9 protein-coding genes and 1 pseudogene are annotated in these 15,032 nt (G+C 73.1%); all 10 read left to right on the top strand.

Translation table 11 applies throughout. The features are described from left to right. Positions 1-7 precede the first annotated feature (7 nt). Positions 8-139 carry a hypothetical protein gene (locus FHX36_RS23580; RefSeq protein WP_258372576.1) on the top strand — a complete coding sequence of 44 codons (132 nt, stop codon included), beginning with the start codon at positions 8-10 and terminating at the stop codon, positions 137-139. A gap of 334 nt (positions 140-473) precedes the next feature. Beyond that, positions 474-980, top strand: a complete 507-nt coding sequence (locus tag FHX36_RS13785) for an FBP domain-containing protein (RefSeq protein WP_110550738.1) — start codon at positions 474-476, stop codon at positions 978-980. A 165-nt stretch (positions 981-1,145) separates the two neighbouring features. Next, positions 1,146-2,399, top strand: a complete 1,254-nt coding sequence (locus tag FHX36_RS13780) for an acyltransferase family protein (RefSeq protein WP_110550739.1) — start codon at positions 1,146-1,148, stop codon at positions 2,397-2,399. A 20-nt stretch (positions 2,400-2,419) separates the two neighbouring features. Continuing rightward, complete coding sequence (locus FHX36_RS13775; RefSeq protein WP_110550740.1) at positions 2,420-3,166, top strand: SGNH/GDSL hydrolase family protein; 747 nt, start codon at positions 2,420-2,422, stop codon at positions 3,164-3,166. Between the two features lie 495 nt (positions 3,167-3,661). Continuing rightward, a complete protein-coding gene (locus FHX36_RS24190) occupies positions 3,662-4,222 on the top strand; it encodes a dehydrogenase (protein WP_110550741.1) in 561 nt (186 codons plus the stop codon). 12 nt (positions 4,223-4,234) lie between these two features. Next, positions 4,235-6,955: pseudogene (gene fdh / locus FHX36_RS13765) on the top strand (formate dehydrogenase); the annotation flags it as partial. Between the two features lie 22 nt (positions 6,956-6,977). After that, on the top strand, positions 6,978-8,045 hold the full coding sequence (locus FHX36_RS13760) for a 4Fe-4S dicluster domain-containing protein (protein WP_110550743.1): 1,068 nt from the start codon (positions 6,978-6,980) through the stop codon (positions 8,043-8,045). After that, entirely contained in the window at positions 8,042-9,211 is a 1,170-nt protein-coding gene (gene nrfD / locus FHX36_RS13755; protein ID WP_110550744.1) for an NrfD/PsrC family molybdoenzyme membrane anchor subunit, read from the top strand. Before FHX36_RS13760 ends, nrfD begins: the two co-directional genes overlap by 4 nt. 316 nt (positions 9,212-9,527) lie before the next feature. Further along, positions 9,528-11,672, top strand: a complete 2,145-nt coding sequence (locus FHX36_RS13750) for an acyltransferase family protein (protein ID WP_181428618.1) — start codon at positions 9,528-9,530, stop codon at positions 11,670-11,672. A 279-nt stretch (positions 11,673-11,951) separates the two neighbouring features. Next, positions 11,952-14,987 carry a DUF7402 domain-containing protein gene (locus FHX36_RS13745; RefSeq protein ID WP_181428619.1) on the top strand — a complete coding sequence of 1,012 codons (3,036 nt, stop codon included), beginning with the start codon at positions 11,952-11,954 and terminating at the stop codon, positions 14,985-14,987. Positions 14,988-15,032 lie beyond the last annotated feature (45 nt).

Below are 15,032 nucleotides of genomic sequence, written 5' to 3'. Positions count from 1 at the left end.
GGGTTCGATGTGGTGTGAGAGGTGCCTGCAGCCGCAGGACGAGTGCCGGTGCTGGACGCTGCGCCGGCGGGTGCTCTGGGACGCCCGGCGGAGGCTGGTCGAGCTGCGGGTGCGGCTGCGCGAGCGCGGCACGCGGTAGCGGTCGTCGGCGCCGCGGGGACAGGGCGTCGTAGCATCGGCGAGGTCGGACGACGGGTGACGAGGAGCGGGCAGGTGCGCAGCACCGCCGCGGGATGCGAGGTGGCCGTGCAGGCCTGCATCACCGTGCGCCGGACCCGCGTCCGGCGCCCCTGACCTCTCCGCACTGAGCACACGCCCCGCCTCGGCGGGAGCGTGCGCGCCGGCACGGGTGGGTGGCGGGTGGACGCAGCACGTCCCGACCCCGCTGCCCGCCCTCGAGGTGACGCGCCGTGCCCTGCCCGGGCCCGCGCACCGGCGGGTGGCTCCTCCCCTGACCGGAAGCAGAGCCCCTCGTGAACCCCCTGACCGAGAAGCAGATCCGCGCGTCCTTCGTGAACGCCACCCGCCGCGAGGTCGCCTCGGCGACCCTGCCCGACCTCACCGACGTGCCGTGGGACCGCCTGGACTACCTGGGCTGGCGCGACCGGCGGGCCCCGTTGGCCGCCTACGTGGTGCTCGAGCTGGACGGCGAGCCCACCGGCGTCCTGCTGCGCGCCGGCACGCCCGCCGCGAGCGGGCGGCACCGCAAGGCGCTGTGCTCCTGGTGCCGTGACCTCTCCTCGGTGGAGGCCAGCCTGTACGTCGCGCGGCGCGCCGGCGCCTCCGGGCGCGCGGGCAACACCGTGGGCACGCTGATCTGCCAGGACTTCACCTGCTCCCAGCACGTGCGCCGGCCGCCGACGAGCTCGGAGGCCGGCACCGGCGCCGAGGCGATCGCCGACCAGCTCGTCGCCGAGCGGACGACGGGCCTGCGCGAGCGGTCCGCGCAGTTCGTCCGCGGGGTCCTCGCCACCCGCTGACCTCCCGCACGCCGGCTGTTCCCTGACGCCGGCTGACCCGGGTCGCCGCTCCAGGTCAGCGGGGACGGTTCGGCCGGCACGCCTCTTCTGTGCTCTGGGGGATCTGAGGCACCCGTGGTCACAGGCGTCACGCGCGGTCGGACCCCGCTGGACATACTCGCGAGGATGAGCACACCGGGGCGGGGCGTCGCGGCTCCGGCGGCCGGGCATGAACGTTCCCCGGCGATCGACGGGCTGCGCACGGTCGCCGTCGCGCTGGTCGTGGTGTTCCACATGTTCCCGCAGCGGCTCGTCGGCGGTGCCGTCGGTGTCGACGTCTTCTTCGTGATCAGCGGTCTGGTCATCACCACGACGCTCCTGCAGGAACGGGCGGCGACCGGGCGGATCCGGCTGAGGGCCTTCTACGCCCGCCGGTGGTGGCGCCTGATGCCCGCCCTAGCGTTGGTCGGCGGCACCGTGCTCGTGCTGTCCCTCCTGACGCCCCGTGGCCTGTTCGTCGGGCAGGGACCGGGCGCGCTCGCCGCGGTCAGCTACACGATGAACCTCGCCCGCAGCTACGACTGGGCGGCGCCGGGCTCGCTCGACGTCATGGGGCATGCCTGGTCTCTGGGCATGGAAGAGCAGTTCTACCTGCTCTGGCCGCTGCTGCTGATCGCTCTGTCGTTGCGCCCCCGGATCGCGTGGCCGCTGTTCGCCGCGATCCTGCTCCTCCCGACCGTGCTCCGGGTGCGGCAGTGGGCGCCGTCCGAGGCGTTCCAGATCTACAACACCCCGTGGACCCGGTACGACGAGTTGCTGATCGGCGCCGCGCTGGCCCTGCTGCTCAACCGGGTGCCGGCCGCAGCGGTGCTGCGCTTCGCCCGGCCGCTGCTCTGGCCGGCTGTCGCCGCTCTGGCGCTGATTGCTGTCGGGCTCCCCATGGGGCGGGCAGACCACTGGACGTCCCGCTGGTACTACACCGGCGGCTTCCTCGCGATCAGCCTGCTCTCGGCGGTCGTGCTGGCCTGCCTGACGCTGGATCGGACGTCGGTGGCCGCCCGGCTGCTGGCCTGGCGGCCGGTGAGCACCTTCGGCAGGCGGTACTCCTACGGCATGTACCTCTGGCACTACGTCGTCCTCTACCTCGCCACCGCGCTGTTCCCGGGTGACCGGCTCGTCTGGCTGTCGGTCCAGGTCGTGGCTCTGTCAGTGCTCGTGCCGCTGACCCACGCCTGGGTTGAGCGGCCCGCACTGCAGCTCGCGGCCAGGCTGAGTAGCTCGTCCACCGCTGCTGCCGGCATCGAGCGGCCTCGGCACGCGGAGGCACGTCGTCCGACGGTGCGCGAGCCCGCGACCGTGGTCATCCGCCGCGCCGAGCGCCCGCTGCCCCAGGTGCCGGTGCCCGTGGTCCAGCGGGTCCCGACCGAGGCCCGGTCCTGACGCCGGTATCGTCGGCAGCCATGTCTGGGCGTCTGTCCCATCCGCTGGTGTGGGCGGCCGCGGTGGTGGCCGGTCTTGTCCTCGTGGTGGTCCTGGTGGTGACGTCGTCGGGCGGTCCCGGCTCCTCCGGCGGCGCCTCGGCGGGCGAAACGCCGGCCTCCCTCACCGCGGCGGACCCGCCCCTGACCCGGCCGGCCGGCCGTCCGCTGAGGGTGCTGTTCGCCGGGGACTCGATCACCGACGGTGCGTTCGCGATCGAGCCCGGCACCGGCGCGTTCCCCGCGCTGATCACGGAGCGCCTCGAGCAGGACGGCCCGGTGGACTCGACCATCATCGGCGGTCCTGGCCTGACCGCCGCCCAGGTGATGCCCGAGGTGCCGGGTGCGGGCCCGGCCGACGTCGTCGTGGTGGAGGTGGGCACCAACGACGAGCTGCGGAGCACCGCTGCCCAGTTCGCCGTCGACTTCCCCGCCTTCCTCAACGCGGTCCGGGCCCAGTCGCCGTCCGCTGTCCTGGTGTGCCTGGGAGACTGGAACGACACGGCCATCACAGCGCAGCTGGACGCGATCATGGCGCAGGAGTGCGCCGAGCGGGACGGTTCCTTCACAGCACTCTCTGCGCTGTACCGGGACCTCTCGCTGCACGGCCCGGCCGGCGTGACGAGGTCCGACGGGTGGGTCACCGACGAGTTCCACCCCAACGACGCCGGTCACGCCGCGATCGCGGAGAAGGTGCTCGACGAGCTCGGGGTGACGTCGGCCGGTTGAGCCGCGGAGCTGGCTCCACCGGTGGCCTCGCTGAGGTGCTGGTCGTCGGCTTGCTCTGCTGCCTGGTGCTCGTGGTGCGGCAGGTCGGGGGCGACGCTCGACACCGCCTACCGGTCGTTCGCAGTGCTGGAGTCCGGCCATGTCCGGCCCAGCTTTGCCTGAGGCCTCACATGCCCAAGCCGCCATCGCCCGCCGGAGCGGTGGTCGGTTACTCGCGATCGGCTGCTGCCATGTGACCATCGATGCCCGCTGCGCAGTGCTGGCGGTGGTGAAGGCCGTGATGAAGCGGCCCTGTGGAGACAGTTGACCGGTGCCGTGACTGTTCGTCAGTCCTCGCGCATCGGCTGGCGCCCCCGACCGGAGCCAGTCAGGTCGGCAGCGACGCGCCCAGTGTCCCTGGGGCGTGCCCTGACACGGGCACGGACAAGGCGCGGAAGGCGACCCGCCGGCGGGCTGGACGCGCGTGGTGCGCAATCGGGTGGCAGAGTTCCGGATGTGAAGACGTGGCTCGACGCGTGGCCGGTGTTCCGGCAGCTCACTGGCTCCGATCCGCTCGGCCGCGGCCATGCCGCGCGCAGCAAGGCGACGGAGCAGACGGTCAGCCGCACCGCCACGGCCGACAAGGTCGTGAAGTCGGTGTGCCCGTACTGCGCCGTCGGCTGCGGCCAGCGGGTGTTCGTCAAGGACGAGAAGATCGTCCAGATCGAGGGCGACCCCGACTCGCCGATCAGCCGCGGCCGGCTCTGCCCCAAGGGCAGCGCCAGCAAGTCGCTGGTCACCAGCCCGAGCCGGGTGACGACGGTCAAGTACCGCCGTCCGTACGCCACGGACTGGGAGGACCTCGACCTCGACACGGCGATGGAGATGATCGCCGACCGCGTCCTGGAGGCCCGCGAGAAGGGCTGGCAGGAGTCCGACGGCGGCAAGCGGGTCAACCGCACGATGGGGCTGGCCAGCCTCGGCGGGGCGACGCTGGACAACGAAGAGAACTACCTGATGAAGAAGCTGTACAGCGCGCTGGGCGCTGTGCAGATCGAGAACCAGGCCCGCATATAGCACTCTTCGACGGTTCCCGGTCTGGGAGCCTCGTTCGGCCGTGGTGGCGCGACCAACTTCCTGGAAGACCTGGCGAACTCCGACTGCATCGTCATCGAGGGTTCGAACATGGCCGAGTGCCACCCGGTCGGGTTCCAGTGGGTGTCCGAGGCGAAGGCCAAGGGCGCCAAGATCATCCACATCGACCCGCGGTTCACGCGGACGAGTGCGATCGCCGACCTGCACGTCCCGCTGCGCATCGGCACCGACATCGCGTTCCTCGGTGGGCTGATCAAGTACGTCCTGGACAACGAGCTGTACTTCAAGGAGTACGTCGTCGCCTACACCAACGCGGCGGCGCTGGTCGGTGAGGACTTCGTCGACACCGAGGAGCTCGACGGCCTGTTCTCCGGGTTCGACCCGGAGCACGGCCAGTACGACACCGACACCTGGAAGTACGAGTTCGAGGAGGCGCCGCACTCCGGCGCCGACGACCCCGCGGGGGCCGCCGCGCAGGACGCCGTCGACGACCACCACGAGATCAAGGCCGTCGACAAGGGGCAGTCCCTGGGCAGCGGCGGCCCGCCGATCCCGGCGAAGCCGCTGCGCGACGAGACGCTGCAGCACCCGCGCTCGGTGTTCCAGGTGCTCAAGCGGCACTTCGCCCGCTACACCCCGCAGATGGTCGCCGACGTCTGCGGCATCGAGCCCGAGGTGTTCGAGCAGGTCGCGAAGTGGGTCACCGCCAACAGCGGTCGCGACCGGACGACGGCGTGGGTGTACTCGGTGGGCTGGACGCAGCACAGCGTCGGCGCGCAGTACATCCGCAGCGCGTCGATCCTGCAGACGCTGCTGGGCAACATCGGCCGGCCCGGCGGCGGGATCATGGCGCTGCGCGGGCACGCCAGCATCCAGGGCTCGACCGACGTCCCGACGCTGTACAACCTGCTCCCGGGCTACCTGCCGATGCCGCACGCGGCACAGCACCAGACCCTGGACGACTACGTCGCCGACGCCGCGGGCAAGGCCGGCTTCTGGGGGAACAAGCGCGCCTACACCGTCAGCCTGCTCAAGGCGTGGTTCGGCGACGCCGCCCAGCCGGAGAACGACTTCCGCTTCGACTGGATCCCGAAGATCAACGGCGACCACAGCTCCTACCGGACGATCGCCGACATGATCGCCGGCAAGGTGCACGGCTACTTCCTGGTCGGCGAGAACCCCTCGGTCGGGCACCCCAACGGGAAGATGAACCGGTTCGGGCTGGCCAACCTCGACTGGCTGGTCGTCCGCGACCTGCAGATGATCGAGTCGGCGACCTTCTGGAAGGAAGGGCCGGAGATCGAGTCCGGCGAGATGGCGCCGGAGACGATCGGCACCGAGGTCTTCTTCATGCCGGCCGCCACGCACACGGAGAAGGAAGGCACCTTCACCCAGACGCAGCGGCTGCTGCAGTGGCGGCACAAGGCGGTCGAGCCGCCGGTCGACGCCCGCAGCGACCTGTGGTTCTACTTCCACCTGGGCCGGATCCTCCGGCAGCGGCTGGCCGGGTCGACCGACCCCCGCGACCAGGCGCTGCTGCACATGACCTGGGACTACCCGACGATCGGCGAGACCGCCGACCCGGACGCCGAGGCGGTGCTGCGCGAGATCAACGGCGTGGGCCCCGACGGCCGGGCGCTGTCGTCCTACATGGAGATGAAGGACGACGGCTCGACCAGCGGTGGCTGCTGGATCTACTGCGGCGTCTTCGCCGACGAGGTCAACCAGGCCGACCGGCGCAAGCCCGGCCGCGAGCAGGGCCCGGTGGCCCTCGAGTGGGGCTGGGCCTGGCCGCTCAACCGGCGGATGCTCTACAACCGCGCCTCGGCCGACCCCGAGGGCAGGCCGTGGAGCGAGCGCAAGGCCTACGTGTGGTGGGACGAGGAGGCCGGGAGGTGGACCGGCAACGACGTCCCGGACTTCGAGGGCACCAAGCGGCCGGACTACGTGCCGCCGGAGGGCGCGCGGGCGCAGGACGCCATCGGCGGCGCTGACCCGTTCGTCATGCAGGGCGACGGCAAGGCCTGGCTGTACGCGCCGGCCGGGCTGGTCGACGGCCCGCTGCCGACGCACTACGAGCCGTCCGAGTCGGTCGTGGAGAACTTCCTCTACGACCAGCAGTCCAGCCCGACGATCGAGCGGATCGCCGGGCCGTGGAACCGGGAGAACCCATCGCTGAGCGAGGTCTTCCCGTTCCAGGTGACGACCTACCGGCTGACCGAGCACCACACCGCCGGCGGGATGAGCCGCACGCTGCCCTACCTCGCCGAGCTGCAGCCGGAGTTCTTCGTCGAGGTGAGCCCGGAGCTCGCCGAGCTCCGCGGCCTGGTCAACGGCGAGTTCGCCACGCTGGTCAGCGCCCGGTCGGCGATCGAGGCCAAGGTGCTGGTGACCGAGCGGGTGCGCCCGATCAAGCTGCGCGACGGGCAGGTCGTCCACCAGATCGGCATGCCCTACCACTGGTCCTACGCGGGCCTGTCCACCGGCGACTCGGCCAACGACCTGCTGGGCATCGTGCTCGACGCGAACACGCACATCCAGGAGGACAAGGTCAGCACCGCAGACATCCGGCCCGGGCGCCGTCCGCGCGGCCCGGAGCTGCTGGAGTTCGTCGAGTCCTACCGGATGCGTGCAGGCGTCGAGTCCGGCCGGGTCGGCGTGAACGGCCGGGCACCGGACGAGGACCCCAGCAAGATGGAGGCGAGCGGCGCGTGACCCACTCGGAGCGGAGAACGCGATGACCACCGTCAGCTCGGCGAGCCCGGGGCTGGACGGGCCGGGGGCCAAGAACCGGCTCTACGGGCCGCTGCCCGACGTGCAGGGCGAGGCCGGCTACGAGGAGGACCACCCGGCGCGGGTGGGCTTCTTCACCGACACCTCGGTCTGCATCGGCTGCAAGGCGTGCGAGGTGGCCTGCAAGGAGTGGAACACGCTCCCGATGGACGACTCGAACGGCAAGCGCGACGCCCTGGGCCTGTCCGGCATGTCCTACGACAACACCGGGATGCTCGGCGCCAACTCGTGGCGGCACGTGGCGTTCATCGAGCAGAGCCGCGCCGTCGACCTGCCGATGCCCTCCTTCGGGCGCCCCGGCGACGACCGCCGGGACTCCGGGCTGCCGGTCAACCCGATCAGCCCGCAGGCCGACAGCTCGCTGAACGCGCAGACCAGCGTGCTCAACGCCGAGGCGCTCAGCGAGTTCGACCCGCAGACCGGTCAGAGCGGCGCGGACAAGCAGATCCGCTGGCTGATGTCCTCCGACGTCTGCAAGCACTGCACGCACGCCGGCTGCCTGGACGTCTGCCCGACCGGCGCGCTGTTCCGCACCGAGTTCGGCACCGTCGTGGTGCAGCAGGACATCTGCAACGGCTGCGGCTACTGCGTGCCCGCCTGCCCCTACGGCGTCATCGACAAGCGCGAGGACGACGGCCGGGTCTTCAAGTGCACGATGTGCTACGACCGGCTCACCGACGGGCTGCAGCCGGCGTGCGCGACCGCCTGCCCGACGCAGTCCATCCAGTTCGGTGACCTCGACGAGCTGCAGGCCCGGGCCGACGCCCGGCTGGCGACGCTGAAGTCGCAGGGCGTGGAGACGGCCCGGCTCTACGGCCGCGACGAGGACGACGGCGTGGGCGGCAACGGCGCCTTCTTCCTGCTGCTCGACGAGCCGGAGGTCTACGGCCTGCCGCCGGACCCGATCGTCACCACCCGCGACCTGCCCTCGATGTGGAAGGCGGCCGCCACGGGTGCGGCGCTGATCGTGGGCGTCGTGGCGTCGGCGTTCGCGGGGAGGAGGCGCTCGTGACCGAGGCGGGTACCGGCACCGACCAGCCCGCGGGCGAGGCCCCCGTCGTCCCCGGCGCCGGCTGGCACCGGGCCGGGGGAGCCGACCTCACCAAGCCCCGGCGCAAGCGCCGGCGCGGTGGCGGCGGTGGCTGGGGGAGCGGCAACCGCGAGGCCGCGATGGTGCCGGAGGCGGAGTTCAGCTCCTACTACGGCCGGCAGATCATCAAGTCGCCGACCTGGAAGAACCCCGAGGTCCCGATCTACTTCTTCATGGGCGGGGCGGCCGGCACCTCGTCGGTCATCGCCGCGCTGGCCGAGTTCACCGGCCGGCCGAAGCTCGCCCGCAACGCCGAGTACGCCGCCGGCGTCGGCGCGCTCGCCTCGGTCGTGCTGCTGATCGACGACCTCGGGCGCCCGGAGCGCTTCCTGCACATGCTGCGGGTGTTCAAGGTGACCTCGCCGCTGTCGGTCGGCTCCTACATCCTGTCGCCGTTCAGCGCGCTCGCCTCGGCGGCCGCCGCGGTGCGCCTGCTCGAGCTGAAGCCGGTGCTCGGCCTGGCGAGCAGGGTGCTGCCCTTCCTGCCGCGGATGGCCGGGGCGTTCCCGGCGCTGCGCCGGACGTCGGCCGTGGGCGCCGCTGCCTTCGGCGGGCCGATGGCCACCTACACCGCGGTGCTGATCGCCAACACCGCCGTCCCCTCGTGGCACGCACCGCACGACGAGCTGCCGTTCGTCTTCGCGGGTTCGGCGATGGCCGCCGGCGGCGGGATCACCATGGCGCTGACGCCGGTCGACGAGGCCGGGCCGTCCCGCAAGGTCGCGCTGACCGGCGTGGCCGTCGAGCTGGCGGCGATGCACCGGGTGGAGAACGGGCACGGGATCGTCAGCGAGCCCTACCACCTGGGCAAGGCCGGGAAGCTGCTGCGGGCGGCCAAGACGGCGACCGTCACCGGCGCCGGGCTCACCGCGCTGGCCGGCCGCACCCGGGCCGGTGCCGTGGCCGGCGGCGTGCTGCTGGCCGCCGGGTCGCTGCTGACCCGGATGGGCGTCTTCGAGGCGGGCATGCAGAGCGCCAAGGACCCGAAGTACACCGTCGTCCCGCAGCGCGAGCGGCTGGAGGCCCGCCAGGCGGCGGCCGCGGCGGCCGAGGGCGACCCGCACGTGGCCAGGTCCGTCGTCCGCTGACGGCACCCCGCGCGCCTGCACGCCCCTCGGACCGGCGTTCGACCGGAACCGGGCGGCCCGCTCGTCCGGATCCGCCGGGCTGACCTGCACCGGGTCGACGTCGTCCCGGGCGCCGGCCGAGCCCGGCCGGGGCCGCGACGTGGGGTGGCCTGCCAACTCTTCCGGGTGACGACAAGCGCGCCGACCGACCGGAGACTCCTCCGAGCACGACGCGAGCGACGATCCGGCGGCCCTGGCCGCCGTCGGTCGCCGCGTCGCCGCGCTGCTCGACGCGCCCCGACGGCCGGGCGGGCAGGAGGACCTACGGAGGAGCCGCGTGAGGACCACGTCTGTCGCCGAGTCGCAGGGCCGCGCCCCGGATGCCCCCGCGGCACGGCGACCGAGCCACTTCCGCGGTGACATCGAGGGCCTGCGTGCCGTGGCGGTCGGCCTGGTGGTCCTCGACCACGTGCTGGGCTGGCCGACCGGCGGCTTCATCGGGGTCGACGTCTTCTTCGTCATCTCCGGCTTCCTGATCACCGGTCTGCTCGTGCGCGAGCGCCGCCGCACCGGCGGCATCTCCTTCCGCGACTTCTACCGACGCCGCGCCCGCCGCCTGATGCCGGCCGCCGTGGCGACCCTGGTCGTCACGAACCTGACGATGTGGGCGCTGTTCCTGCACTTCCGCGCCGCCCAGGTCACCGAGGACTCGATCTGGGCGCTGCTGTTCGGTGCCAACATCCGCTTCGCGCAGGCGGGGACCGACTACTTCCAGACGACGTCGCCGCCGTCGCCGGTGCAGCACTTCTGGTCGCTGGCCGTCGAGGAGCAGTTCTACCTCGTCTGGCCGCTGCTGATCCTGGCCGTCTTCGCGGTCGCCGACCGCCGCCGGCGCTCGGCCACCCGGCTGCTCGGTGGCGTGGTGCTCGTCGCGGCCGCGGTCTCCTTCGCCTGGTCGGTCCACGCCACCGACGTCTCGGCCACCACGGCCTACTTCTCCACCTTCGCCCGCGCCTGGGAGCTGGCGGTCGGGGCCGCCGTGGCCCTGGCTGCGACCCGGCTGCACCGGCTGCCGCGGGCGGCGCAGGTGGTCGGCGCCTGGGTCGGCCTGGCCGGGGTCGTCGCTTCCGCCTTCGTCATCGACGAGAGCACACCCTTCCCGGGCTCGGCCGCCGGGCTCCCGGTGCTGGCCACCGCGCTCGTCATCGCCTTCGGCCACGTGCGGCAGGGTCCCGGTACCCGATGGGCTCTGGGCAGCGGCGTCATGCGCTACCTCGGCCGCATCTCCTACTCGCTGTACCTGTGGCACTGGCCGCTGTCGGTCGTGCTCCGCGACCTCATGGACGACTCGACGGCCGCCTACCACCTGGCGGCGATCGGTGGCGCCCTCTTCCTGGCGAGCGTCTCCCACCACGTCATCGAGCAGCCGGTGCTGCACTCTCGCTGGTTGCTGGCCGGCCCCGAGCGCGCGAAGCCGATCCGGGGGTCGCAGCAGGTGTTCCGGCGGGCCCGGGTGGTGGCCTTCGGGTCGCTGCTGGCGGTCAGCGTGCCGGCGATCACCCTCGGCGTGCTGAACCCCCCGGGCCGGCTGAGCCCCGAGCAGATCGCCGCGGCCGAGCTGGCCGCGGAGGTCGCGCCCGTGGGCGCCACGACCGACGCACCGGCCGAGGACCCGCTGACCACCGAGATCCGCCGGTCGATCGGCGCCGACATCTGGCCGGCCCTCGACCCGGCGCTCGACCAGCTCGACCAGGCCCGCGCGCCCGAGTGGGTCGAGGACCAGTGCCTCAACGTCACCCCCGACAACGAGGAGTCCTGCCTGTACGGCGACGAGGAGGCGGCGAGCACCGCCGTGCTGCTCGGCGACTCGGTGGCGATCAGCTGGCTGCCCGGGCTCCGCGCGGCCATGGCGCCGCTGGGCTGGTCCATCCAGTCGCTCACCTACGAGGAGTGCCCGAACATCACCGCCGAGGTGCGGCACGGCACGAGCAGCTCGGCCTACCCCGAGTGCACCGACCACCGCAGCTGGGCCCTGGAGCGGATCGCCGAGCTCGGCCCCGACCTGGTGATCCTCAGCAACTCCTACGGCGCCCAGCTGCTGGACGAGGACGCCGACGTGGACACCGCGTGGCGGGACGGCCTCGAGCAGGTCATCGGGCAGGTCACCGCCACCGGGGCCGCGGCCGCCGTCCTGGGCATGCCGCCGAGCGGCGAGAGCCTGCAGGAGTGCGTCACCGCGCTCAGCGACCCCAGCGACTGCACCGGGCCGCCGTCGGACGAGTGGAAGGACCGCATGCGGGTGGAGGAGGCGGCGACCACCGCTGCCGGGGCGACCTACGTCGACCCCACGCCGTGGTTCTGCTACCGAAACCGGTGCCCGGCCGTGGTGGGCAGCACCCCGGTGTTCAGCGAGGGCGTGCACCTGACCCGGCAGTACTCGACGAAGCTGGCGCCCCAGCTGGCCACGGCGCTGCTGGGCTGACGCGTCCGTAGGGCGGGGCCGGTGGTCGGAGACGACCCCCGGCCCCGCTGCGCGTCCGGGGGTCCCGGGCCGGTTCGACCCCGCTCTCGGGCACCCGTGGGCGCCACTCCGGACCCCGCCTCACCCTACGGAGGGTGATCGCCGGGGGGTTCGCTCCACTGGGTCCTCGGACGGGTGACCTGGGCGTTCACCACATCAGGTGGAGGAGCTGTCGACCGGCGGCCAACTTCCTTACCGTCAGTGATGACCGGACGTCCGGTCTCGCAGATGGAGGACCGTGTGACCCAGCTGGCCTTGACCCCGCCGCCGACCGAGCCCCGTGGCATCGGACGCGCGCCCCGTGCGCTGCGCAGCGCCGCCGCCGTGTGCGTGCTCGCCGTCGTCGCCGTGCTCGCCGGCTTCGGCCTCAGCGCGACGCCGGCCGCGGCCGCCACCGCCCCCGCGTGCACCGTCGTCGTCGTCGCGCACCCGGACGACGACCTGTTCTTCCAGAACCCCGCCATCCTCGCCGACATCAAGGCCGGGAAGTGCGTCAGCACCGTGTACGTCACCTCCGGCGACGCCGGCATGGGCACCACCTACTCCCGCGACCGGGAGAAGGGCGTCCGGGCCGCCTACGCCACGATGGCCGGCCTCCCCAACTTGTGGGTGACGACGACCACCACGGTGAACGGCAAGAGCGTGACCCGGTCCAGCCTCTTCCTGTCGAAGATCACCCTCACGTTCCTGCGGCTGCCGGACGGCAATCCGGACGGCGCCGGCACGACGACCTCGGGCGGCACCAGCCTGCAGAAGCTCTACACCGGCGAGGTCACGTCGCTCACCACGGTCGACACCCCCCGCCAGACGTACACCGCCTCGAGCCTGGTCGCGACCCTGGGCGCGCTCATGAGCTCGGCGAACGCGGCCACCGTGCGCACCCTGGACCACCTGGGCGACTACGACCAGGGCGACCACAGCGACCACATCAGCGTCGCCCGCTTCACCTCGATCGCCCGCGCCACCTACGCGCCGAAGGCCACCCTGGTGGGCTACCTCGGCTACCCGGGCACCGCGCTGAGCGCGAACGTCACCGGCAAGGACCTGACCGCGAAGCAGAACGCCTTCCTCGCCTACGCCCCGTTCGACGCCTCGATGTGCAAGACGCTGGCCGCCTGCGCCGCCCGCGGCGACAGCGCGTGGCTGGCCCGCCAGCACCTGGCGACCGAGGTGCACACCGAGAAGCCCATCGTGCCGGGCAACGTCGCGCGGATGGCCGCCGTGACCTCGTCGTCGAACGCCTGGTTCCTCGGGCAGGAGGACGACAACGCCGTCGACGGCGTCATCGACGGCTTCCCCGGTGACTCGAGCGCCGAGTGGGCGACCGACGGCAAGGGGGCCGGCAGCTGGCTGCAGCTGAACTGGCTCGAGCCGGTCCAGATCGACACGGTCACCCTGTACGACCGGCCCAACGCCAACGACTGGGTGTCCGGCGGCACGCTGACCTTCTCCGACGGGTCGACCGTCGCGGTGCCGGCGCTGGACAACGGTGGCCCGGCCACCGTCGTCACCTTCCCCGCCCGGGCCGTCACCAGCGTGCGGTTCACCGTGACCGCCGTCGGCCCGGCCACCACGAGCGTCGGCCTGGCCGAGATGCAGGTGTGGACGTCGGGCTCCGTCCCGACCACCCCCGACGCCCCGGTGACCACCACGCCGGCCACCCCGACGACGCCGACGACCCCCACCACGCCGACGACGCCGACGCCGACGACGCCGACGACGCCGACCGCCCCGACGGGCACGACGCCGACCACGCCGGTCGACCCGACCGTGACCACGGGCAACGTGGCCGTCGCCGCCTCGGTGACCGCCTCCGCCGAGAACCGCGCCGACGGGCAGACCGCCGGCAAGGTGGTGGACGGCGTGGTCGACGGCTACCCCGGCAACCACACCGCCGAGTGGGCCGCCGCCGGCGGCACGGGCACCTGGGTGCAGCTGGACTGGACCACCCCGACCACGCTGGACCACGTCGTCCTGCACGACCGGCCCAACGGCAGCGACTGGGTGACCGGTGGCACGCTGACCTTCTCCGACGGTTCCACCGTGGCGGTCCCGGCACTCGCGAACGCCGGCGGGGCGGTGGCGGTGCCCTTCACGGCCCGCGCCACCACCAGCCTGCGCTTCACGGTCACCGGCGTGGGCCCGGACACCGGCAACGTCGGCCTGGCCGAGCTGCAGGCCTGGACCGCGGTCCCGGTGGCCCCGGTCCCGGCCGTCGCCACCGACGTCGCCGCCACCGCGACGGTCACCGCCTCCGCGGAGAACCCCGCGGACGGGCAGACCGCGGTCAAGACCGTCGACGGCACCGTCGACGGCTACCCCGGCAACCACACGGCCGAGTGGGCCGCGCCGGGCGGGGGAGCCGGCACGTGGCTGCAGCTGACCTGGGCCGAGCGGGTGACCCTGGACCACGTCGTGCTGCACGACCGGCCCAACGGCTCGGACCAGATCACCTCCGGCACGCTGACGTTCTCCGACGGCTCGACCGTCCCGGTGGGCGCGCTGGCCAACGACGGCAGCGCCACCCGGGTCGACTTCAGCAGCCGGGTGACCGGCAGCGTGCGGCTGACCGTGACCGGCGTGAGCTCGACGACCGGCAACGTGGGGCTGGCCGAGATCGAGGCGTGGACACCGTCCACGGGCACCTCGGCGACGCCGACGCCGACGACGCCGTCCACCCCGACGACGCCGTCCACCCCGACGACGCCGTCCACCCCGACGACGCCGTCCACCCCGACGACGCCGAGCACCCCGACGACGCCGAGCACCCCGACGACGCCGTCGACCCCGGCGACCCCGACGACGCCGCCGGCCGCCCCGACGACGACGCCGCCGGCCGCCCCGACGACGACGCCGCCGGCCGCCCCGACGACGACGACGACGCCGACGACGCCGTCGTCGCCGACCACCCCCGCCACCACGGTGCCGAGCACCCCGGTCGGCCCCGACCTGGCGCCCGGCGCCACGGTCACCGGGGCGGTCGGTCCGCAGGCCAACGGCGTCGGGTCCTGGATCCAGCTCGGCTGGGCGAAGAGCGTCCAGGTCGGGCGGGTCGTCCTCGTGGACGGCTCCCGGGCGGGCCTCGGGATCACCGGCGCCGTGGTGACCCTCTCCGACGGGACGACGATCGACGGCACGGTGACCGTGGACGCCGCCGGCACGGCGAGCCTCGTGTTCGCCCCGCGGGCGACGACCTCGCTGCGGGTCACGGTGACCGGGGTCGACGGGACGCTGCGCAACTACGCGACCGCGTCGCTGAAGGTCTACGCCGGCTGACCCGCTCGGTCCTCGGCGACGCCGTCCCGGTCCACCACGCGGTGG

Source organism: Modestobacter versicolor, assembly GCF_014195485.1.
In the GTDB taxonomy this organism is placed as follows: Bacteria; Actinomycetota; Actinomycetes; order Mycobacteriales; family Geodermatophilaceae; genus Modestobacter; species Modestobacter versicolor.
Note: the sequence above shows the minus strand (reverse complement) of the source record. Positions and strands in the feature narration are given on the sequence as shown.

Excerpts from the sequence above, each read along its gene's own strand:
- FHX36_RS13775 (WP_110550740.1), top strand. The coding sequence starts at position 2,420 with ATGTCTGGGCGTCTGTCCCATCCGCTGGTGTGGGCGGCCGCGGTGGTG.
- FHX36_RS13760 (WP_110550743.1), top strand. The coding sequence starts at position 6,978 with ATGACCACCGTCAGCTCGGCGAGCCCGGGGCTGGACGGGCCGGGGGCC.
- FHX36_RS23580 (WP_258372576.1), top strand. The coding sequence starts at position 8 with ATGTGGTGTGAGAGGTGCCTGCAGCCGCAGGACGAGTGCCGGTGCTGG.
- FHX36_RS13780 (WP_110550739.1), top strand. The coding sequence starts at position 1,146 with ATGAGCACACCGGGGCGGGGCGTCGCGGCTCCGGCGGCCGGGCATGAA.